General features: G+C 65.1%; 23 protein-coding genes and 1 riboswitch. Of the genes, 15 read left to right on the plus strand and 8 right to left on the minus strand.

What is annotated here, in order from left to right:
• Window positions 1-98: 98 nt before the first annotated feature.
• The 3 genes from JQ631_RS22785 to JQ631_RS22795 all read right to left on the minus strand — a co-directional run bounded on the left by JQ631_RS22785 (window position 99) and on the right by JQ631_RS22795 (window position 2,688).
• Complete coding sequence (locus tag JQ631_RS22785) at window positions 99-758, minus strand: hypothetical protein (protein WP_212329393.1); 660 nt, start codon at window positions 756-758, stop codon at window positions 99-101.
• Window positions 759-913: 155 nt separating this feature from the next.
• Window positions 914-1,603, minus strand: a complete 690-nt coding sequence (locus JQ631_RS22790) for a class I SAM-dependent methyltransferase (RefSeq protein ID WP_212329395.1) — start codon at window positions 1,601-1,603, stop codon at window positions 914-916.
• A 32-nt stretch (window positions 1,604-1,635) separates the two neighbouring features.
• Window positions 1,636-2,688 carry a glycosyltransferase family 4 protein gene (locus tag JQ631_RS22795; RefSeq protein WP_212329397.1) on the minus strand — a complete coding sequence of 351 codons (1,053 nt, stop codon included), beginning with the start codon at window positions 2,686-2,688 and terminating at the stop codon, window positions 1,636-1,638.
• A gap of 273 nt (window positions 2,689-2,961) precedes the next feature.
• Between JQ631_RS22795 and JQ631_RS22800 the strand changes: the two genes are divergently transcribed.
• Together JQ631_RS22800 and JQ631_RS22805 are read left to right on the plus strand one after the other, a co-directional pair.
• Window positions 2,962-3,657, plus strand: a complete 696-nt coding sequence (locus JQ631_RS22800) for a L,D-transpeptidase (RefSeq protein WP_212329399.1) — start codon at window positions 2,962-2,964, stop codon at window positions 3,655-3,657.
• Window positions 3,658-3,760: 103 nt separating this feature from the next.
• Window positions 3,761-4,177, plus strand: coding sequence for a c-type cytochrome (locus JQ631_RS22805; RefSeq protein WP_212329401.1), 417 nt, complete (start codon window positions 3,761-3,763; stop codon window positions 4,175-4,177).
• A 65-nt stretch (window positions 4,178-4,242) separates the two neighbouring features.
• On the opposite strand, the gene JQ631_RS22810 is transcribed toward JQ631_RS22805, so the two are convergent.
• A complete protein-coding gene (locus JQ631_RS22810; protein WP_212329403.1) occupies window positions 4,243-4,515 on the minus strand; it encodes a hypothetical protein in 273 nt (90 codons plus the stop codon).
• The gene (locus tag JQ631_RS22815) at window positions 4,512-5,297 is read right to left on the minus strand and encodes a DUF899 domain-containing protein (protein ID WP_212329405.1); all 786 of its coding nucleotides are present in this window, start codon (window positions 5,295-5,297) and stop codon (window positions 4,512-4,514) included. Before JQ631_RS22815 ends, JQ631_RS22810 begins: the two co-directional genes overlap by 4 nt.
• A gap of 144 nt (window positions 5,298-5,441) precedes the next feature.
• Between JQ631_RS22815 and JQ631_RS22820 the strand changes: the two genes are divergently transcribed.
• From JQ631_RS22820 to JQ631_RS22855, 8 genes are all read left to right on the plus strand, one after another.
• Window positions 5,442-6,662, plus strand: a complete 1,221-nt coding sequence (locus JQ631_RS22820) for a helix-turn-helix domain-containing protein (RefSeq protein ID WP_212329407.1) — start codon at window positions 5,442-5,444, stop codon at window positions 6,660-6,662.
• Window positions 6,663-6,748: 86 nt separating this feature from the next.
• Window positions 6,749-7,387, plus strand: coding sequence for a Vgb family protein (locus JQ631_RS22825; protein ID WP_212329409.1), 639 nt, complete (start codon window positions 6,749-6,751; stop codon window positions 7,385-7,387).
• A gap of 139 nt (window positions 7,388-7,526) precedes the next feature.
• On the plus strand, window positions 7,527-9,095 hold the full coding sequence (locus tag JQ631_RS22830) for a DUF4403 family protein (RefSeq protein ID WP_212329411.1): 1,569 nt from the start codon (window positions 7,527-7,529) through the stop codon (window positions 9,093-9,095).
• 129 nt (window positions 9,096-9,224) lie between these two features.
• Window positions 9,225-10,334, plus strand: a complete 1,110-nt coding sequence (locus JQ631_RS22835) for an ABC transporter ATP-binding protein (RefSeq protein WP_212329413.1) — start codon at window positions 9,225-9,227, stop codon at window positions 10,332-10,334.
• 49 nt (window positions 10,335-10,383) lie between these two features.
• Entirely contained in the window at window positions 10,384-11,442 is a 1,059-nt protein-coding gene (locus JQ631_RS22840) for an ABC transporter substrate-binding protein (RefSeq protein ID WP_212329415.1), read from the plus strand.
• Between the two features lie 80 nt (window positions 11,443-11,522).
• Window positions 11,523-12,785, plus strand: coding sequence for an ABC transporter permease (locus tag JQ631_RS22845; RefSeq protein WP_212329417.1), 1,263 nt, complete (start codon window positions 11,523-11,525; stop codon window positions 12,783-12,785).
• Window positions 12,782-13,609: an ABC transporter permease gene (locus tag JQ631_RS22850; RefSeq protein WP_212329419.1), complete on the plus strand. Its 828-nt coding sequence runs from the start codon at window positions 12,782-12,784 to the stop codon at window positions 13,607-13,609. Before JQ631_RS22845 ends, JQ631_RS22850 begins: the two co-directional genes overlap by 4 nt.
• Window positions 13,610-13,848: 239 nt before the next feature.
• Window positions 13,849-15,057: an ABC transporter substrate-binding protein gene (locus tag JQ631_RS22855; protein WP_212329421.1), complete on the plus strand. Its 1,209-nt coding sequence runs from the start codon at window positions 13,849-13,851 to the stop codon at window positions 15,055-15,057.
• A gap of 159 nt (window positions 15,058-15,216) precedes the next feature.
• Here JQ631_RS22855 and JQ631_RS22860 read toward each other — a convergent pair whose 3' ends face one another.
• Together JQ631_RS22860 and JQ631_RS22865 are read right to left on the minus strand one after the other, a co-directional pair.
• Entirely contained in the window at window positions 15,217-15,753 is a 537-nt protein-coding gene (locus JQ631_RS22860; RefSeq protein WP_212329430.1) for a PRC-barrel domain-containing protein, read from the minus strand.
• A 220-nt stretch (window positions 15,754-15,973) separates the two neighbouring features.
• Entirely contained in the window at window positions 15,974-16,546 is a 573-nt protein-coding gene (locus JQ631_RS22865; RefSeq protein WP_212329432.1) for a hypothetical protein, read from the minus strand.
• Between the two features lie 180 nt (window positions 16,547-16,726).
• Between JQ631_RS22865 and JQ631_RS22870 the strand changes: the two genes are divergently transcribed.
• Both JQ631_RS22870 and JQ631_RS22875 read left to right on the plus strand, forming a co-directional pair.
• On the plus strand, window positions 16,727-17,467 hold the full coding sequence (locus JQ631_RS22870; RefSeq protein ID WP_212329434.1) for a response regulator: 741 nt from the start codon (window positions 16,727-16,729) through the stop codon (window positions 17,465-17,467).
• Between the two features lie 15 nt (window positions 17,468-17,482).
• Window positions 17,483-18,808 carry an ATP-binding protein gene (locus JQ631_RS22875; protein WP_212329442.1) on the plus strand — a complete coding sequence of 442 codons (1,326 nt, stop codon included), beginning with the start codon at window positions 17,483-17,485 and terminating at the stop codon, window positions 18,806-18,808.
• A 9-nt stretch (window positions 18,809-18,817) separates the two neighbouring features.
• On the opposite strand, the gene JQ631_RS22880 is transcribed toward JQ631_RS22875, so the two are convergent.
• Window positions 18,818-19,027 (minus strand): hypothetical protein, encoded by a 210-nt coding sequence (locus JQ631_RS22880; protein WP_212329444.1) that lies wholly within the window; start codon window positions 19,025-19,027, stop codon window positions 18,818-18,820.
• Between the two features lie 231 nt (window positions 19,028-19,258).
• On the opposite strand from JQ631_RS22880, the gene JQ631_RS22885 reads away from it, so the two are divergent.
• The 3 genes from JQ631_RS22885 (at window position 19,259) to thiS (ending at window position 21,170) form a co-directional block, all read left to right on the plus strand.
• Window positions 19,259-19,792, plus strand: a complete 534-nt coding sequence (locus JQ631_RS22885; RefSeq protein ID WP_212329446.1) for a lytic transglycosylase domain-containing protein — start codon at window positions 19,259-19,261, stop codon at window positions 19,790-19,792.
• 63 nt (window positions 19,793-19,855) lie between these two features.
• A riboswitch (TPP riboswitch) is annotated at window positions 19,856-19,984 on the plus strand.
• Window positions 19,972-20,982, plus strand: a complete 1,011-nt coding sequence (locus JQ631_RS22890) for an FAD-dependent oxidoreductase (RefSeq protein WP_212329448.1) — start codon at window positions 19,972-19,974, stop codon at window positions 20,980-20,982. (Overlaps the previous riboswitch by 13 nt.)
• Complete coding sequence (thiS, locus tag JQ631_RS22895; protein WP_212329449.1) at window positions 20,973-21,170, plus strand: sulfur carrier protein ThiS; 198 nt, start codon at window positions 20,973-20,975, stop codon at window positions 21,168-21,170. Before JQ631_RS22890 ends, thiS begins: the two co-directional genes overlap by 10 nt.
• The last annotated feature ends 79 nt before the right edge of the window (window positions 21,171-21,249 follow it).

Consider the following 21,249-nt stretch of genomic DNA (forward strand, 5'->3'; position numbering starts at 1 on the left):
CGCGTTTCCGCGCGACAGCTCCAACACGTGGATGCCCGGGACAAGCCCGGGCATGACGTAACGATCAGACATCGGAGTATTGGATCTGCGCGGCGCGCTCAGGCGTGCTGCTCTTCGAGCGCGGGATCACCGATCAGGCCCAGCGTGTGCTCGGGGTTGAGGTGCAGGCCGGGATCCATCAGTTCGCCGCGTATCAGGGCGAGCGGAGCGCTGCGATAGAGCATCAGATCGTGGAAGGGGTCAGTCAGGATCTTGGTCATCCAGACGAGGCCGGTCTCGACGTCGCGGATGAAGAACAGGTGCACGGTGCGGAACAGCAGACCGCCGCCACCGATCACCAGCCAGATCTTGGCCACCTGCCGCATGAAGTCGGCAGCACTTGCCCAGGGCGTGAACAGGCCGAACAGCGTGGGATCGACCACCAGCACCAGCGGCGACAGCGCCCAGATCGCCATCAGCACCACCTTGCGCTGAAGGTTGTAGCCGACCTTGATCTCTTCCTTGTGCTCGTGCGTCGCCTGGTTGATGTGGTCGTAATCATGCGGCTCGAAGAAGAAGTGACCGGCCTGGCGCGAGGTCATCGAGACCAGCCAGCCGACCAGCGCCGAGATCATGGGATCGACGAACAGCCAGAGATAGGCAAAGAGGAAGCTCGCCGCGCTGACGAAATGCAGGCTCTGATTGATGCGGCTGTGGTGATAGTAGCGATGGTCGTCCCAGCGCTGGATCCGCAGCTGTTCGAGGTAATTCTTGATCATGCTCTCCCCCAAATTGCTTTCGGGTTCTGGATTTACAGGGATTCGATGTACGCGATGTGACATCATCATTTTGTCATGTGACGATGCGCAGCGACGCGGTGACGCACGCGAACATTTGGGCGGCGGAACGAACCGTCGCTCACGCAGTGCCTTGCTCAGGCTGCCTTGGCGATGTCGACCTTGCGGAAGCGCACCAGCGAGAAATGGCCGAGCGGCGGAATCAGGCGGCGCTCGGCGAGCTCGATACCCTTGGCACCAGAGAGCCACTTCGCATAGCGCGACCAGGCGAACTCCGCGGTGCGGAAGCCGAGTGGACGCACCACCGGCTGGAGCTTCTGCTCGATGAAACGGCGCATGCCGGTGTCGGCGCTGACGCGGGTGAGAATGATCAGCTCGCCGCCCGGACGCAGCACACGGGCGAATTCGTCGAGCGCGGTCTCCGGATTCGGCACGGCGGTGACGACATACTGCGCCATCACGACGTCGAAGGAATTGTCCGGGAATTCGAGCTTCTCGGCGTCCATCACCGCGAGGCCCTCGATGTTCTTCAGATTGCCCTCGCTGACGCGGCGGCGCGCCTTGTCGAGCATCGCTTCCGAAATGTCGGTGCCGAAGATGCGCAGGCTCGGGGCATAGAGCGGCAGCGAGATGCCGGTGCCGACGCCGACCTCGAGCACGCGACCGCCGATCTTGTTGGTGGCTGCGATCGCGGCCTGACGACCCTTGGCGAACACGCCGCCGAACACGAGATCGTAGACCGGCGCCCAGCGATCATAGGCCTGCTCGACCGTACCGCGGGTGAGGTCGAGCTGCTGGGCGCCGTCAAGGTTCATGATCTTAGCCATCGATGAGGTTCTCGCTGTGGGTCAAATAGGAATCAGCCGCGCACCGGCCGCCGCGCCATGACGGGCGAAGCGCGCAAGGCGCGGCTGGGCTGAAGTGAGGTGAGGTTTCCGACGAACTGACGCGCGCTGTTTTCCCAGGAACGCTCCAGCGCAAAGTTGCGACAGGTCTCGCGCGACATGGTGAGCGCGCGCAGGCACGCGGCACGCAGATCATTGTCGATCGCGCCGATCGGATGATCGGCGATGACGTCCTTCGGACCGGTCACCGGGAACGCCGCAACCGGCGTGCCGCAGGCGAGCGCTTCCAACTGCACCACGCCGAACGTGTCTGTGAGACTCGGGAACACGAAGACGTCCGCAGCGGCGAGATGCGCGGTGAGATCCGCGCCCTTCTTCTCGCCAAGGAAGACTGCATCAGGATATTTCTTCTCGAGCGTCGCCTTCTGCGGGCCGTCGCCGACGACGACCTTGGTGCCGGGCAAATCGAGCGCGAGGAACGCCTCGAGATTCTTCTCCACAGCGACACGGCCCATGGTCATGAAGATCGGACGCGGCAGATCGAGCTCGGCAGGACTATCGGGATGGAACAGCTCGGTGTTGACACCGCGCCCCCAGAAGCCGAGCCGCTTGAAGCCGCGCGCCGAGAGCTCCTGCCGCAGCGACGGCGTCGCCACCATGGTCATGGCGGCGGCATCGTGGAAGTGGCGCAGCACGGCATAGCCGACGGCATCGGGAATGCCGGTCCGTACCGAGACATATTCCGGAAAGCGCGTCGTGTAGGAGGTGGTGAAGGCGAGCCCGTTGCGGCGGCAATAGGCGCGCGCGGCCCAGCCGATCGGACCTTCGGTCGCGATGTGCAGCGCTTCGGGTGCGCACCTCTCGATCCGCCGCGCGATCTCCCTAGCCGAGGGCAGTGCGATGCGCAGGCCCGGATAGGTCGGCAGTGGCCAGGACCTGAAGCCGTCAGGCGTCAGGAAGTCGATCTCGACATCGAGGGCCTTGGCGGCGGCTGCCAGCGAGGTCAGCGTCCGGACAACACCGTTGACCTGCGGATGCCAGGCGTCAGTCGCGATTAATACCCGCATGGGGAAATCCCGAGAGTTTGATGATTCTCGGCTAACGACCATCAACCACGGATATTTCAGGCGTGTGACGTCACAGAAGTGTCGGCCCGCTGTTTTGTTCGTTAACGCGTCCGCCCGGCCACGAAACTGTCATGAAACAATTCTTGCCGCGACGAAACCGTTTTCGGTTTTCCGCGCAAATGTCCCGAAACTTATTTCCGTTAGTCATTTAGGCAACGGAGCACCGCAACGGTGCCGCGGTGGCCAAGAACACCGAGCAAACAGGGGCGATCAATGTTCAATCTGGACACGTTGAAGACGTATTCGCGCGCCGTTGCCGTCAGTGCAGTGGCAATCACCGCAATCGCATTTGCCGGCCCGGCCAAAGCCGCGCCCGTACAGCTGTTTCCATTCTTCCAGCCGCTGCCGACGATGACCGCGCCGCAGCCGTACCAGCCCTATCAGGCGCCGACCTACCAGACCGCGCCGTCAGATGATCAGGACGCGGTCGAGACGCCCGCGCGCTTCCGTCGCCAGACCGTCAGCTACTCAACACGTGAAGCCCCGGGCACCATCATCATCGATACGCCCAACACTTATCTCTATTACGTGCTCGGCAACGGCCAGGCGATCCGCTACGGTATCGGCGTCGGCCGCGACGGATTCACCTGGTCGGGCACGCAGTCGGTGACCAAGAAGGCCGAGTGGCCGGATTGGACGCCGCCGCCGGAAATGATTCAGCGCCAGCCTTATCTGCCGCGCCACATGGCCGGTGGCCCCGGCAACCCGCTCGGCGCACGCGCCATGTATCTCGGCGGCACGGTCTACCGCATCCACGGCACCAACGCTCCTGATACGATCGGCAAGCACGTCTCGTCCGGCTGCATCCGCCTGACCAACGACGACGTCACCGACCTCTATTCCCGCGTCAACGTCGGCACCAAGGTGATCGTGCTGCCGATGTCGGAGCGGAGAGCCGAGCTTCGCTGACGCCAGGCGACAGGACATCGTGACGCAAACGGCCCCGGAACCGACCGGGGCCGTTTTCGTTTGCAACGAGCACGCCAAATCATCTTCTCCTGTGGAGGCGCAGATGCAACGACGCCTGCAGACGCCGCCCGCTCCATGGCTGCGCCCGATCGCCGCTGCGGGAGCATTGACGCTGCTCCTCTCCGCGCCTTCCTCGCACGCGCAGCAGCCGGCGACCGGCGATGCAGCGCAGCAGGCCTTCAACAATTCCTGCCGCACCTGCCATTCGGTGAAAGAGGGCGACAACCGCCTCGGTCCCAACCTGAACAAGATCGTCGGACGCAAGGCAGGTTCGCTACCGAACTACAACTACTCTTCGTCGATGAAGGACGCCGGCTTCGTCTGGGACCAGGACAAGCTCACCCGCTTCATGATCAAGCCGGACGAGGTCGTCTCGGGCAACAAGATGCAGCCCTATGGCGGCGTGTCGGCGGAGGAAGCGGGCAAGATCGTTGCCTATCTGCAAGCGGCGTCGCAGTAGCGGCTCAAAAGCGAGCCAACCGAGGCTGAGACCAGGACCGTCTTCGATCTGCGCCGATGATCTGCCTATGCCCGCCCGGCGCGTCGCCGCCCCGAGATCAGCCGCAGCCACGCAGCCGAATGAAACGCGCTCATCAGCAGATACATCGGCACCATCCCGCCCAGCGACAGTCCGTGCCCGCCGGCGCAGAGCATGTCCGCCGGGCCGCCGCTGAGCATGGCCGTCAGCACGGCCATGATCGCAAAGGTTGGCGTGGCCGCAAGACCCAGCCATCGGGCAAGGTGAAATGCGGCCTCGCTGCCGTCCCGGCTGGCGCCGGCGGGATGGACGTCGCTCACTGCGCGCCCTTGGCGCGAAGCGCGATCTCGCCGGCGTCCGACACCTCGACCCACTTCTTGTCGGGCGCGCTGCCTTCCTCGTAGCTGTCGTTCCAGTTCCACCATTTGTAGGTCGGCGTCTGCGGATAGCCTGATGGCGAGTCCTCCCACACCTCCTGGCGGCCGAGCGGGGTGATGTCGAGATAGTTCCAGGTGCCGCCCATCTGCTCGTCGCCGCGGCTCTTGACCAGATAGGTGCGGAAGATGCGTGAGCCGTCGCGGTAGAACACGTTGGTCCCGTGCCACTCGCCGACACCGAAATCGGCATCGAAACTGTCGGTGATGGTGACCCACGGGATGTCCCAGCCCATCCGCTTCTTCAGCCGCGCGATATCCGCCTGCGGCGCGCGCGAGGCGAACACCAGCGTGGTATCGCGGGCGTTCAAATGCGAGACATCGGCGACCTGGTCGGCCACCATGGAGCAGCCGCGGCAGGCATGATCGGGCCAGCCGAACACGCCGGGCTCGAAGAAGGCCCGGTACAGGATCAGCTGGCGCCGGCCCTGGAACAGATCGAGCAGACTGGCCTTGCCCGAGGGCACGTCGAATGCGTAGGTTTTGTCCACTTCCATCCACGGCATGCGCCGGCGTTCGGCGGCGAGTGCATCGCGGGCGCGGGTATGCGCCTTTTCCTTCACGAGCAGTTGCTGACGGGCTGCCTCCCAGTCCTGCGGCGACACCACCGGCGGTGTCTGCATGGCGGTCTGTCCGTTAGTCCCTGCCTTGTCTGTTGACGTCATCATGGTTCTCCAAATCTCTTGCCTGGACGATCACTCCGCGTCTCGCAGACGCGGAACCGTTCGCCCCTCGCCGCACGTCGTCGGCCGTCAACGATTTCTGGCACCAAGCGGTTGCGCAGTGGGAGTAACAAGTGTGGCGGGATTTTCATGGAGTCGCTGATCACGGCCGCCGCACGCGCGCTCGAAGCCGGCGATCCGCTCGGCGCGCTGAACCGCGTCGCGTTGCGCAACGATGCGCCCTCGCTGGCGCTGCGCGGCATCGCGATGGCGCAGCTCGGCGATCTCGCGAAAGCCAAGACGCTGCTGCGCAGTGCCGCCCGCGCCTTCGGTCCGCGGGAAGCGGTGGCGCGGGCCAGATGCGTGGTCGCCGAGGCCGAGATCGCGCTGGTCTCGCGCGACCTGAGCTGGCCGGCCAAGTCGCTTGCAGCCGCACGGGCAACGCTCGCAAGCCATGGCGATCTCGCCAACGCCGCCTATGCGGGCCATATCGAGGCGCGCCGTCTGCTGCTGCTCGGACGCATCGACGAGGCCGAGCGCACGCTGGCCGCGATCAGCGCTGTCCCGCTGGCGCCTGCATCCCTGGTCGTTCGCGATCTCGTGGTCGCAGGCATCGCCATCAGGCGGCTGAAAACCAGGGATGCGCGCGCGGCACTCGATCGCGCCGGCAAGGCTGCGCTGCAGGCGAGAATCCCGGCGCTCGTGGCCGAGGTCGACAGCGCGAACCTCATCCTCAACACGCCGGCCGCCCGGCTGATCGCGCGCGGCAGCGAGCACCCGCTGCTGCTCGGCGAGGTCGAACGACTGGCGACCTCGACCGCGCTCGTCGTCGACACCTTCCATCACGTCGTGCGCCGGCAAGGCACGGCCGTATCGCTAGGAACGCGGCCGGTGCTGTTCGCACTCGCCCGCCTGCTGGCGCAGGCATGGCCCGCGGATGTCTCGCGCGAGGCGCTGATCTCCGGTGCGTTCCAGGCCAGGCACGTCGACGAATCCCATCGCGCGCGGTTGCGCGTCGAGATCGGGCGGCTGCGCACCCAGCTCAAACCGCTGGCCGAGATCAGCGCCACCAGGCAGGGTTTTGAGCTGGCACCACGGAAGACGCGCGACGTCATCGTGCTGGCGCGCCCGGTCGAGGAAAAGCACGCCGCCGTCCTCGCGATTCTTGCCGACGGCGAGCCGTGGTCGAGCTCGGCACTCGCACTCGCGCTTCAAATGAGCGCGCGCTCGGTGCAGCGGGCCCTCGAAGAGCTGGCGCGATCGAACAAGGTGCAATCGTTTGGACACGGTCGGGCGCGGCGCTGGATGACCCCGCCTGTGCCCGGTTTCCCGACAGGCTTGTTACTCCCCGGACCGCTGCTAAAGGCTTAGGCTAAGGCATGATCCGGAAAAGCGTGCAGCGGTTTTCCGACAAGATCATGCGCAAACGATAAAGCCGCATCACAGGGATCGAGCAGATGAAGCGTTCCGCCGCAGAGATCGTCAGGGAATACGGACCCTTTCCGGGCGTCGAGGCCGTGCATGGCGTCAGCTATGACGGCGCCCAGGTCTGGTTCGCGTCCGGCGACAAATTGAGTGCGGTCGATCCTGATAGCGGCAAGGTCGCGCGCTCGCTCGATATCGCCGCGCATGCCGGAACGGCATTCGACGGCCGCCATTTGTTCCAGATCGCGGAGGATCGCATCCAGAAGATCGACGCTGCCAGCGGTGCGATCGTCAGCACGATCCCCGCGCCCGGCGGCGGGGGCGATTCCGGATTGGCCTGGGCCGAGGGCTCGCTCTGGGTCGGGCAATATCGCGAGCGCAAGATCCATCAGGTCGATCCCGACACCGGACGGATTCTCCGCACCATCGAGAGCAAGCGCTTCGTGACGGGAGTGACCTGGGTTGACGGCGAGCTCTGGCATGGCACCTGGGAAGGCGATGACAGCGACATCAGGCGGATCGATCCTGAGACGGGCAAGGTGCTCGAGCAGCTCGATATGCCCGCCGGGACGATGGTTTCGGGGCTGGAATCCGACGGCGGCGACCGCCTGTTCTGCGGCGGCGGCGCCAGCGGCAAGGTGAGAGCGGTCCGCCGTCCCAAACGCAGCTAGGAGCGTTAACTGCCTGAATGGACGGACACGCCGCGGCCGCGTCCGTTAACCCGTTTGCCGCAATTCCACCCCACCGGTGCGCTCTAGCGCCGTGCTCGCCTGCCCTGTAAAATCCTCCTCTGGGCGGCTTGGGGGATCGATGCGTCTGACGTTGAACTTGAAGACTGTGCTGATCGCCGTTGCGGTGCTGGCGGCGTCGTTTTTCATCAGCCTGAAGGCGATGGACCTGCTGTCGCCGCGCGCGACCAATTCGGCGCCTCCGGTCGCACAACTGCCGCCGCTGCCGCCGGTATCCAAGAGCTCGATCGTGGTAGCGCCGGTGGCGATCGCATTGTCGGCGATCCGCGAGCAGGCCGAGAAGGCCTCGCCGCACAATTTCGCCGGCAAGGCCGAGAACCCGATCTCGCAGATCCTGCAGGACGCCGATATCGGCTGGACCGCCGTCCGCGGACCGATGTCGGCCACCGGCGACAAGGACGTGCTGACCCTGTCGACGCCGATCACCGGCAAGCTCAACGTGACGGGCTCGCTGTCGGCGAAAGCCACCGGCGCGCTCGGCGATGCCTTGGGCAGCGTGCTCGGCGGCGACGCGGCGAAACGGATCGGCGCGGTCAACATCAAGAATTTGAACGCCAGCGCGGAAATCAAGGGCAGCGTCGTCGTCACCTCGCGTCCGAAGCTTGCGGCCGCCTGGCATCTCGAGCCCAATCTCGGCGCGCAGGTCAATCTCGGCGACACCAACCTCAACGTCGCCGGCGCGAAGGTCAACGTGCCGGCACAGGTCAAGCCGCTGATCGACAAGACCGTCGGCGATCAGCTCAACGTCGTCTCCGAGCGCATCCGCAACGACCCCAGCCTGCGCGAGAACGCGAAGGTGCAATGGGCCAAGGCCTGCCGCTCGATCCCGCTGCAGGGCAGCGGTTCCTCGGCCGCGCTGCCGCCGCTGTGGCTCGAGATGAAGCCGACCCGCGCCATCGCGGCACAGCCGCGCGTCGACGCGCAGAACGTGACCTTGCTGCTCGGCTTGGAGGCCGAGACGCGCGTGACGTCGACGCAGACCAAGCCGGACTGCCCGTTCCCCGACAAGATCTCGATCGTGCCGCCGACCGGCACCGGCGTGAACATCGGCGTTCCCATCGACGTGCCCTTCACCGAGATCAACAAGTTGATCGCAGCACAGATGGTCGGCCACACCTATCCCGAGGACGGCTCCGGTCCGGTCGAGGTCACCGTGAAGAGCGTCAACGTCGTCCCGTCGGGCGAGCGGCTCCTGATCTCGCTGCTGGTCCGCGCCAAGGAGAAGAAGAGCTGGCTCGGGCTCGGCGCCGAGGCGACAGTGCACATCTGGGGCCGGCCGATGCTCGACCAGGCGCAGCAGACGCTTCGGCTCGCCGACATCCAGCTCGCGGTGGAATCCGAGGCGGCCTTTGGTCTGCTCGGCGCCGCCGCCCGCGCGGTGGTGCCGCAGATGCAGCAGGCGCTGGTGCAGAAGGCGACGCTCGATTTGAAGCCGATCGCCGCCAACGCGCGCGAGAAGATCGCGGGCGTCATCGCCGACTTCCAGAAGAGCGAGGACGGCGTCAAGGTCGAGGCCAATATCAGCAGCCTCACGCTGGCCGACATCGCCTTCGATTCCAAGACGCTGCGCGTGGTCGCGGAAGCCGGCGGAACGCTGAACGTGTCCGTGACCAAGCTGTCGGGAATGTAGCACGCTTTCATGCACGGTATCCGCGCTGCCGCTTGTCGCTTGCCCCGCTGGCATTCTCGTCGGAGGGTGCTAAGCTGATCGTCGCAACCTCGAACGAGGTGCTGACAATAGGGGACACGCGAGGACAACATGGAAGCCGGCATGGTCACGCCTGCGCCGGCATTGGTGCGCTTTTCCGGCATTCAGAAGACCTATGATGGCGAGCACCTCGTGGTGAAGAACCTCGATCTCGACATCAAAAAGGGCGAGTTCATCACCCTGCTCGGCCCGTCGGGCTCGGGCAAGACGACCACGCTGATGATGCTGGCCGGATTCGAGGTCCCGACCCAGGGCGAAATCTACCTCGCGGACCGCCCGATCAAGAACATGCCGCCACACAAGCGCGACATCGGCATGGTGTTCCAGAACTACGCCCTGTTCCCGCACCTGACGATCGAGGAGAACGTCGCCTTCCCGCTGTCCGTCCGCAAGACGAACAAGGCGGAAACGCAAGCGCGCGTCAAGGCGGCGCTGCGGATGATCAAGATGGAAACAATGGCGCAGCGGCGGCCCGGGCAGCTCTCGGGCGGTCAGCAGCAACGCGTGGCGCTGGCCCGCGCGCTGGTCTTCAATCCGCAGCTCGTGCTGATGGACGAGCCGCTCGGCGCCCTCGACAAGCGCCTGCGCGAGCAGATGCAGCTTGAGATCAAGCAGCTGCACGAGTCGATGGGGATCACCGTCGTCTACGTCACCCACGACCAGAGCGAAGCGCTCACCATGTCGGACCGCATCGCCGTGTTCAACGACGGCATCGTGCAGCAGATCGACAGGCCCGACGCGCTCTACGAGCATCCGGTCAACAGCTTCGTTGCCAACTTCGTCGGCGAGAACAACGTGCTTGATGGCACCGTCGAGACGATCGACAAGGATTATTGCCGCGTCGCTTTGGCGGCCGGCGGCACCGTCATGGCCCGCGCGATCAACGTATCAGGCGCGGGCGCAGCGACCGCGCTGTCGGTGCGGCCCGAGCGGATCGCGATCGTCCCTGACGGTGCCTCCAGCGACGGACCGAACCGGCTGCCGGCCAGGGTGCAGAACACCATCTATCTCGGCGACCACGCGCTGGCCGTGCTCGATGTCGGAGGGAATGCCGAGTTCATGGTCAAGCTTCAGCCGGGGGCGCATGACAGCCTGAGCCCTGGCGAAAGCGTCTTCGTCACCTTCCGCCCCGAGGACTGCCTCGCCCTCGATCCCGTCTGATCCAACAATCGACTTCAACCGCAACGCATATGAAGAAGGAAGAAAGACCATGCTGAAGCGCAAGACTGGCAAGATCGCTCTGGGTTTCGTCGCGGCATTCACCGCCAGCGCGGCACTGGCCACGGTCGCCCACGCGCGTGACCTCACCGTCGTGTCATGGGGCGGCGCATATCAGGACGCCCAGAAGAAAGCCTATTTCGAGCCGTTCAAAAAAACATCGGGCGTCGCCATGAACGACGAGTCCTGGGACGGCGGCGTCGGCGTGTTGCGCGCCAAGGTGCAGGGTGGCGCTGCCACCTGGGACCTCGTCCAGGTCGAGAGCGACGAGCTCGCGGTCGGTTGCGAGGAAGGCCTGTACGAGAAGCTGGATTATTCCAAGATCGGCGGCGAAGCGGCCTACATCCAGCCGGCGGTCAATCCCTGCGGCGTCGGCGCCATCCTCTATGATTTTGTGCTCGGCTACGACAAGGACAAGCTGAAGGACGCGCCCAAGGGCTGGGCCGATTTCTTCGACACCAAGAAGGTTCCGGGCAAGCGCGGCCTGCGCCAGGGCCCGAAGACCACGCTGGAGATTGCGCTGATGGCCGACGGCGTCGCGCCGAAGGACGTCTACAAGGTGCTGGCGACAGACGAAGGCGTCGAGCGCGCGTTCAAGAAGCTCGACACCATCAAGAACGACATCGTCTGGTGGAAGGCCGGCGCGCAGCCGCCGCAACTGCTCGCCTCAGGCGAGGTGGCGATGACCTCGGTCTACAATGGCCGCATCGACAGCGCGAACAAGAACGAGAAGAAGAACTTTGGCATCGTGTGGGACGGCGCTCTCTTCACCCTCGACAGCTGGGTCATCCTGAAGGGCAGCCCGAACAAGGACGCCGCCTACAAGTTCCTGGACTTCGCCGGCAAGGCGGACAACCAGTCGAAATTGTCGGAGAACATCGCCTACGGCACCTCGAACAAGGACGCAGCCGGCAAGCTGCAGCCCGCCGTCCTGAAGGACCTGCCGACAGCGCCTGACAACATCAAGAACGCGATCGAGATCAACGTTGCCTTCTGGCTCGAGAACATCGATCGCCTGACCGAGCGCTTCAACAAATGGGCCGCGAAGTAACGCGCGACTGCACCGGGATACGACGCAGGCGGGGGGAACCAACCTCCTCGCCTGCGCCTCTTGCCTGAAGTGATCACCCCATGACAGCAGCGTCCCTGACCGGCGCCGATTCCAGGACCGAGGTGCCGCTCAAGCGCCGCCTGAAGCGAGCTGAGCGCGCGCGCCAGCTCAAGGCGTTGGCGCTGGTTGTGCCGCTGCTGCTGTTTCTGCTCTTCACTTTCGCAGGTCCCATTGCAGGCATGCTGTGGCGCGCGGTCGATGACCCGGAGGTGCGTCAGGTCCTGCCGCAAACCGTCGCGGCTCTCGCCAGTTGGGACGGCAAGGATCTGCCGGACGAACGAGCCTATGCGGCACTCGCCGGCGACATCCAGGCCGCGCGCGCCGCCGGCACCATCGCCATCGCCGCAAAGCGGCTCAATTACGCCCTGAACGGTTTTCGCACGATCCTCACCAGCACGGCACGCAATCTGAAGACGATGCCGGAGCCCGGCACGGCCAAGGAGGCTCTCGGCAAGATCAACCCGGCCTGGCGCGAGCGCGCCACCTGGACGACGATCAAGGACGCCGGTGGCCCGGTCACCAGCTTCTATCTTCTGGGGGCGCTCGACCTTGTCAGGAACGCGGATGGCGCGATCGTCGCAGCGCCGCCGGATCAGGCCATCTACCGCGAGGTGTTCGCCCGCACCTTCCTCATCAGCCTCGGTGTCACCGCACTCTGCCTCATCCTTGGCTTCCCGGTGGCGTACCTGCTGGCGACGTTGCCGCCCGGCCGGTCGAACCTGCTGATGATCTTCGTGCTGCTGCCGTTCTGGACCTCGCTTCTGGTCCGCACCTGCGCCTGGATCGTACTGTTGCAGAGCAAGGGCGTCGTCAACGACAGCCTGCACTGGCTCGGTATCATCGACGAGCCGTTGCGCCTGATCTACAACCGCTTCGGCGTCTGCGTGGCCATGACCCACGTGCTGCTGCCGTTCATGATCCTGCCGCTGTACAGCAGCATGAAGGCGATCTCGCCGGCTTACATGCGGGCCGCCGCCTCGCTCGGGGCGCCGCCCCTCACCGCCTTCCTGCGGATCTACCTGCCGCAGACCCTGCCCGGCATCGGCGCAGGGTGCCTGCTCGTCTTCATCCTCGCGCTCGGCTACTACATCACGCCGGCGCTCGTTGGCGGTGCCGCCGACCAGATGATCAGCTACTTCATCGCGCTCTACACCACCGAGACCGCCAATTGGGGCCTTGCGTCGGCGCTGGGTGCGGTGCTGCTGCTCGCCACTATCCTGCTCGCGCTCGTCTACGGCAAGTTGGTGCAGGGACAGCAAGTGACGGGAGGGATGAAGAATTGAGCGACAATGCTTCCCTCCGCACACCCAGCCAGCGCATCGCGTGGACTGCGACCATCCTCGTCTCCGCGCTCGTGTTCATCTTCCTGATCGCGCCGATCCTCGCGATCATGCCGCTGTCTTTCAGCTCAGGCTCGTATCTCACCTATCCGCTGCCGGGACTTTCCTTCCGCTGGTACGACGATTTCATCAGTTCGCCGCGCTGGATGAATTCGCTGAAGAACAGCATGATCATCGGCGTCGCCTCGACAATGCTGTCGATGGTGCTCGGCACGCTGGCCGCCCTTGGGCTCGCGCAATGGAAGAGCCGGTTCAAACCGCTGGTGCTGGCCTTCGTGCTGTCGCCGGTCGTCGTGCCCGGTGTCATCACCGCGGTCGGTCTCTATTTCTTCTTCGCGCCGATTGGACTGACCGGCAGCTATCTCGGCCTGATCCTGGCTCACACTGCGCTCGCGACACCCTTTGTCGTCATCACGGTCGGCGCGACGCTGCAAAGCTTCGACACCAACCTCGCGCGTGCCGCCGCCTCGCTCGGCGCTTCGCCGCTGGAAGCGTTCCGCCGCGTGATCCTGCCGCTGATCCTGCCGGGCCTCGCATCGGGCGCACTGTTCGCCTTCGCCACCAGCTTCGACGAAGTGGTGATCGTGCTGTTCATGGCGGGCCCCGAGCAGCGCACCTTGCCGCGCGAGATGTTCAGCGGCATCCGCGAGAACATCAGCCCGACCATCACGGCCGCCGCGGTGATCCTGACGACGGTCTCGGTCATCCTCCTCGCCACGCTCGAGGGCTTGCGCCGGCGCAACGAAAGGTTGAAGGGCGGCGGCTGAGCCGCCCCCGACTGTCATTCCGGCACGCGCGCAGCGCGAGCCCGGAATCCATTGTGCCTCATCAAGGCCGATGAATGGATCCGCGCTCGTACCCAAGAGGGCGCGCCCCGGAATGACGAGATACCCCTACTTATTTCTGCCCCACATCACACTTCCCCGGCTTTGCTCCCGCGACGGTTTGTCGCTAAAACCGTTCCCGCAAACAAAGCCCAAACAACAACGCTGAGGGAGAAAACTACATGCAGAAACTCATCGCCGCGGTTGCGGCCGGCTTCGCCATTGCCGCCACCTGCGGCACGGCGCAGGCACAGATTTCCGACAACGTCGTCAAGCTCGGCGTGCTCACCGACATGTCGAGCCTTTACGCCGACGCGACCGGCAAGGGCTCGCTCGCCGCCGTCGAGATGGCGGTCGCCGATTACGGCGGCAAGGTCGCCGGTGTCCCGATCCAGATCGTGTCCGCCGACCACCAGAACAAGCCCGACGTCGGTGTCAACATCGCCCGCAACTGGTACGACAACGACAAGGTCGACGCGATCCTCGACGTACCGACCTCCTCGGTCGCGCTGCCGATCTCGGCGCTGACGCGCGAGAAGAACAAGATCAACCTCAATTCCGGCGGCGGCTCCTCCGACATCACCGGCGTTGCCTGCTCGCCCAACACGGTGCACTGGACCTACGACACCTACGCGCTGTCGAACGTCGCCGGCAAGGCGATGGTGAAGCGCGGCGAGGACACCTGGTTCTTCGTGACCGCCGACTACGCCTTCGGCCAGGCGCTGGAGCGCGACGCCGCCAACGTCGTCAAGGAGAGCGGCGGCAAGGTGCTCGGCGACGTCCGCCATCCGCTGAACTCGTCCGACTTCTCCTCCTTCCTGCTCCAGGCCCAGGCTTCCAAGGCCAAGGTGGTCGCGCTGGCGAACGCCGGCGGCGACACCACCAACGCGCTGAAGCAGGCCGCCGAGTTCGGCATCACGCAAGGCGGCCAGAAGATGATCGCGCTGCTCATGGAAATCACGGACGTTCATTCGCTTGGCATCAAGGCGACGCAAGGCCTGATCATCACCGACGCGTTCTACTGGGACACGAACGACGAGACCCGCGCCTTCTCCAAGCGTTTCAACGAGAAGGTCGGCCACATGCCGACCATGATCCAGGCCGGCCTCTATTCGGCGACCATGCACTATCTGAAGGCGATCGAGGCCATCAAGACCGACGAAGCGCCGAAGGTGATGGAGCAGATGCGCAAGACGCCGGTGAACGACTTCTTCGCCAAGAACGGCAAGATCCGCATCGACGGCCGCATGGTCCACGACATGAATTTGTACGAGGTGAAGAAGCCGGAAGAGTCCAAGGGCGAGTGGGACCTCTACAAGCTGATCGCCACCGTGCCCGGCGACGAAGCCTTCCGTCCGCTCGACAAGGGCGGCTGCCCGCTGGTGAAGTGAGACGAAGCGAAGCAATCCAGAATGCATCTGCAAAGTTAGCTCTGGATTGCTTCGTCGCCAGCGCAACGCGGGCTCCTCGCAATGGCGGAAAACGAAAGACACGACAGCGCGCCCGGTGAAAACCGGGCGCGCTTCGTTTAGGCACTCACGTGATCCTGTTTACTCCGAGTACTTGAACTCGGGCATGTTCTTCAGCTGGTCCTTGGTCGCGTTGAACACGGCGTGGTCCGGATACCACTTCGACGAGGACGACTTGGTGGTGGTTGCGGGAGCAGTCGTCGTCGTCTTCTCGGTGCCGGTCGCAGCACCGGTGGTCGTGGTCGTTGCCGGCCGGGTCGTCGTGGTGGTCGAGGCGACGGCCTCGTTGACGAACTTCAGCTTCTCATAGGGCACGGCGACGAGATGCTCGCCCATGCCGAGGAAGCCGCCCACGCCGATAACGGCGATCTTGACGTTGCCGCTCTTGTCCATCAGCAGATCGTTGATCGAGCCGATGTTCTCGTTGGCCTCGTTATAGACCTTGACGCCGTCCATCTTCGACGTACGCCATTCGCCCGACGCGCTCGTGGTCGTCGTGGTCGCGGTAGCTGCGGGCGGCGGCGTCTTGTCGGTGGTGGTGGTTGGGTTTTGCGCAAACGCAGCGGTGGCAAGCAGAGCGGTGCCGGCAAGGCCGGCGGCGATCGATTTCATCAACATTGTTTGTCCTCTCCTTCAGCAGAAAACTTGTGCGGAGAGAACAGCCACGATCACCCGCAGTTCCTCGCACGCGGCAATTTCGTCGCGCGATTGCGGCGCTGCGTTGCGAGAAAAGTTCCTGCTCAGGAACGTGCGGGATGCACAGTTCCCCGCCAGCGATCATGCGCCCTGGGTGAAGCATGATCGCGGCGAGGAACGCGCCAACCTGGCGTCGCGCAGGTCAGCTCTTGTAGTCGATCAGCAGCGCCGAAAAATCCGAACTGCTTGAAGCGCCCGTGTTGCCGTCGGCACCGTAGGATGAGTTCGAGGATTGCGACTGCTGCAATGCCTGGAGAAACTGCTCCAGGATCTTGGCTGTGCTGCTGTCGGTCGCGCTGCTGCTCGTGGAATCCGACGACGAGGTGGAATCCGAAGAGCCGTCACCCGACGGCGGCGGACCAGGAGGCGGACCACCGGCGCCGTCGGGACCGCCGGGCCCCTTGGCGAAGGCGGACTGAAACACACCCTTCAGCTCGTCGGCCTGGTCCGAGGTCAGCGTCCCGTTGGAGACCTCGTTCGAGATGAGATCGTCGATCTTGGATTTCAGCCCGTCCTTGGACGGCCTGGTGCCGCTGGACTGATCGCTGGAGCGGCTCTGCTGGAGCGTCGTGTCGATGTCTTGCAGGGCGGTCGTGAGGGCGGACTGGTCCGACGACGAGATCGTGCCGTCCGACACTTCCGATTGCAATTCCTGCTGCAGCCGCTGCAGCGGCGACTGGTGATTACTGGCGGATGCCGCCGAGATCGAAGTCATGAGTGCACCGTGGTATTTGCGGGGTTTCGTACGCAACTGCGCCACGGTATGGTTAACCGGCTTAACGAGACCTTGCCGTACGAGGACGCGGTCGTTGCCTTGTGTTGCGGACATTCATTCGGAAACAAACCGAAACAAAAATATTCGCCTTTTGGCCCGAATCTTGGACAAACAAAGCGCATGGCCATTCCCTCTCCCAACATCCTGGTCGTCGAGGACGACCGCGAAACCCGGACGTTGATTGCGAAATATCTGCGCAACAACGCCTGCAACGTGACCGCTGTGAGCGACGGCCGCGAGATGTCGCGCGCCATGGCCGATCACCGCGTCGATCTCATCATTCTCGACGTGATGCTGCCCGGCGAGGACGGTCTCAGCCTGTGCCGCAAGGTGCGCTCGGAAGCGCAGACGCCGATCATCATGCTGACCGCGCGCGGCGAGGACGTCGACCGCATCGTCGGCCTCGAAATGGGCGCCGACGATTACCTGCCGAAACCGTTCAACCCGCGCGAGCTGCTCGCGCGCATCAACGCCGTGCTGCGGCGCCAGGCCTCGGCCCAGGCCGCAAGCTCGATCGAGGGCGCTTCGACGCTGGCGTTCGAAGGCTGGCGCATCGATTTGCGCCTGCGCGAGCTGCGCAATCCGGAGGGCGCGCGCGTCGCGGTGACCAGCGCCGAGTTCGACCTGCTCAGGACGTTCTGCGAGCGTCCCGGCCGCGTGCTGTCGCGCGACAGCCTGCTCGACCTCACGCAGGGCCGCAACACGGGTTCGTTCGAGCGTTCCATCGACGTGCTGGTCAGCCGCATCCGTCGCAAGATCGAGCCCAACCCGGCCGATCCCACCATCATCAAGACGGTGCGCTCCGGCGGTTATCTGTTTACGCCCAGAACCGAAGCGGTTACGACGCCCCTGAGCAACTGACGGGGCTTTGGGACGATGAGGCCGTTCGGGTTCTTCCACCTCAAGGGCATCGGCGGGCAGATCGCGGCGCTGGTGCTGGCTTCGACCGTCGCGCTGCACCTCGTCGTCACGACCGCCTTCCTGATCAACCGGCCCGACCGGCCGGACGCGGCGCCGGACGGCGCTCCCCAATTGATGGATGCCGCGCTGCTGCTCGGCTCGGCCAGGCCGGACGACCGGCCGCGCCTGGTCGCAGATCTCGCGCGCGCCTTCCCGAAGCTCAACCTCGAGATATCGGCGCCGGGTACAGCGACAGTGATCGAAGACAGCGAAAGCCAGCACCTGCACGGCCTCCGCCGTCATCTCGGCCGCGGCTACAAGGTGGTGCAGCTCGCGCCCGAGGGCGGCGCTCATCGCATCGGCGTCGAATTGCCCGACGGCACCGTGGTGGCAGGCCATGTCGAGAACGGTCCGCGTCCGTGGTTCTGGGGCGCGCCGTGGCTGATCACGTTGATGACCGCCTTCATCTCCATCAGCGTGCTCGGCCTGTGGGCGGTGCGCGCGCTGGCGACGCCGCTGTCGTCCTTCGCCAAGGCGGCCGAGAATTTCAGCCTCGATGGCGAGGCGGAGCCGCTGCCCGAGCGCGGCCCGGAGGAGATCCGCTCGGTCGCCCGCGCGCTCAACCGCATGCATGAGCGGATCGCGCGGCTGATGTCGGACCGCACCCGCATGCTGGCGGCGATCAGCCACGATCTGCGCACCCCGATCACGCGGCTGCGGCTGCGCGCCGAGTTCATCGAGGATGAAGGCAACCGCAAGCGCATGCTGATCGACCTCGACCAGATGCGCTCGATGCTGGAGAGCGTGCTGTCGCTCCTGCGCAACGATCGCACGATCGAGGCGGTGACGCTGGTCGATATCGCGAGCACCCTGCAGCTGATCGCCGACCAGTTCGGCGACATGGGCCACGTCGTGCACTATGACGGTCCGACATCGGCGACCGCCGCCGCGCGCCCCGACGATCTGCATCGCGGCGTCACCAACCTCGTCGAGAACGCCGTGCGCTTCGGCGCCGAGGTGACGATCCGGCTGGACATGTCGGGCACCAGCCTCGTCATCGACGTCGAGGACGACGGCCCCGGCATTTCGGATGCGCGCAAGCAGGAGATGCTGGAGCCGTTCGTGCGCGGCGACGATGCGCGCACCATGGACGATTCCACCGGCTTCGGCCTCGGCCTGTCGATCGCGCACGCAATCGCGCTCGCGCATGGCGGCGAGCTGTCACTGCACGACCGCCAGCCGCACGGGCTGATCGTGCGGATGCGATTGCCGATCTGGCAGCAGCCGCGGCTGGCGGCTTAAGCCACCAATTCAGGCCGCGAGCGGCGGATATTCGACGGCTGGCTCGTCGAAGATCGCGATCGCCTCGAAGCGATAATTGCAGGCGTGGCACGTCCAGAGATAGGAGACCCGCCCCTCGCCCGGTTCGACCCAGTCGGGCTGCGCGATCGGCGCGCCGCACTGGGCACACGGGTTCTGGGTGGGGATGTCGCCGGTGTTGACCATGGCTGTTTTTTTCATGGCACCTCTCCCGATTCGCGAGGGCTTCATACTCGCTTTCGAGCGCAAGCGCGAATAGACAGGCTTGCTGTCGCGAGTTGTCCGCCTGAGGGAACCCTGCGCCGGCATTGAGTCGTAACAGCGGCTCTGCGCCGCAAAAACGCAAGCGGCGGCGTTTGGCCACATCATCGCCGCGTTCGGCAGGCCTAACAGCCAGCGGGCGCAGGTACGTCAGGCATTCCGGGATCTCCGATGAAAATTTTATGCGTCGCCGCCTTGCTCGCGGCCGGACTGGTGTCATCGCAGGCCGCGTTCGCAGGCCAGGCGGAATATGCCGAGATGGTCGCGATGCATGCGCGCGCCAACGGCGTGCCGGAGGCACTGGTTCATCGTGTCATCATGCGCGAGAGCCGCTATCAGCCCGGCCTGGTCGGCCATGGCGGCACCATCGGACTGATGCAGATCAAGCTCGCGACGGCGCGCGGCCTCGGCTACACCGGCGATGCCGCAGGGCTGCGCGACCCCAACACCAATCTCACCTATGCCGTAAAGTACCTCGCCGGCGCCTATCACGCTGCCAATGGCGACCACGACCGCGCCGTGCGTTATTTCGCAGGCGGCTATTACTACGTGGCGAAGCAGCAGCGGCAACGGGCGATGGTGCAGGAGGCGAGCTTCGAGCCTCAGCTCGAGCCCAACGGCAATCCGCAGCCGATGTTCGGCACCGTGCCGCACCGGAAGCTCGCCCAGCATATCCGCAATGCGCGGGCGCAGGCGCCCAAGTAGCACTCAGGTCATCCCCTGTTCCAGCCAAACGCGTTGACACAGGCCCCCACAAGCCTACATTAGAGCCGTTCCGAGGGGTGCTCCGAGGAGGAGCTGAGATACCGCTAAATGGGCAATGCAGCCCAGGACCGCGGTGACCCTTTGAACCTGATCCGGGTCATGCCGGCGAAGGGACAGGGATGTTGCAGACGACCAATCGACCGGATTCTCCGGTATCCATCATCGGTGCAGGCATAGCCGGAGCCTGGCAGGCGCTGTTGTTCGCGCAGGCCGGCCATTCCGTGACGCTACACGAGCGCGGTGACGCGGCCATGACCGCCTCCACCAGCCATTGGGCGGGCGGCATGCTTGCGCCCTGGTGCGAGGCGGAGGTCGCCGAACCCGTCATCTCCAGGCTCGGCCAGCGCTCGCTCGACATCTGGCGGCGCGAGCTGCCGGATACCCCCTTCAACGGCTCGCTCGTCGTCGCCCATCCACGCGAGCGCAACGATTTTGAGCGCTTTGCGCGGATGACCGAAGGCCATCGCCGGCTCGATGCCGCGGCCCTGGCCGCGCTCGAACCGTCGCTCGAGGGCCGTTTCCGCGACGCGCTGTTCTTCCCGACCGAGGGCCATGTCGAGCCGCGTCGCGTGCTGCCGAAGCTGCATGAGCGCATCGTGGCCGCCGGCGGCACCATCAGGTTCGGCAGCGACGTCACCGCCCAGGATCTCGACGGTCTCGTAATCGATTGCCGCGGCCTGTCCGCGCGCGACACGCAGCCTGACCTGCGCGGTGTCAAGGGCGAGATGATCCTGATCGAGACCAGCGAGGTGCAGCTGTCGCGCCCGGTGCGGCTGATCCATCCGCGCTGGCCGCTCTACGTGATCCCGCGCGAGGACCATCTGTTCATGCTGGGGGCGACCTCGATCGAGGCCGAGGACACCGGCGTCAGCGTCCGCTCGGCGCTGGAGCTGCTCGGCGCGGCTTACGCTGTGCATCCCGCCTTCGGCGAAGCCCGCGTCGTCGAGTTCGGCTCGGGCCTGCGCCCCGCTTTTCCAGACAATTTGCCGCGCATCGGCGTGCGCGGCGGCAAGATCAGGGTGAACGGGCTCTACCGCCACGGTTTCCTGCTCGCCCCCGCACTCGCCGAGCTGACGCTCGCCTATGTGGAGCGCGGCCAGATCGACAATGAGGTGATGCAATGCGCGTGATGATCAACGGCGAGCAGCGCGAGATCGTCTCGGCCAGCGTCGACGCGCTGCTCGGCGAGCTCGACTACGAGGGCACGCATTTCGCGATCGCGCTCAATTACGACGTCGTGCCGAAAAGCCGCTGGGCCGAGACCAGCCTGAAGGCCGGCGACGAAATCGAGATCATCACACCGCGGCAGGGAGGGTGAGCGGGATGGCACATTCTATCCCCCTGTCGTCCCGGCGAAGGCCGGGACCCATAACCACAGGCCCTCATTGGGACGGACA

It is taken from the genome of Bradyrhizobium manausense (genome assembly GCF_018131105.1).
GTDB classification, from domain to species: domain Bacteria; phylum Pseudomonadota; class Alphaproteobacteria; order Rhizobiales; family Xanthobacteraceae; genus Bradyrhizobium; species Bradyrhizobium manausense_B.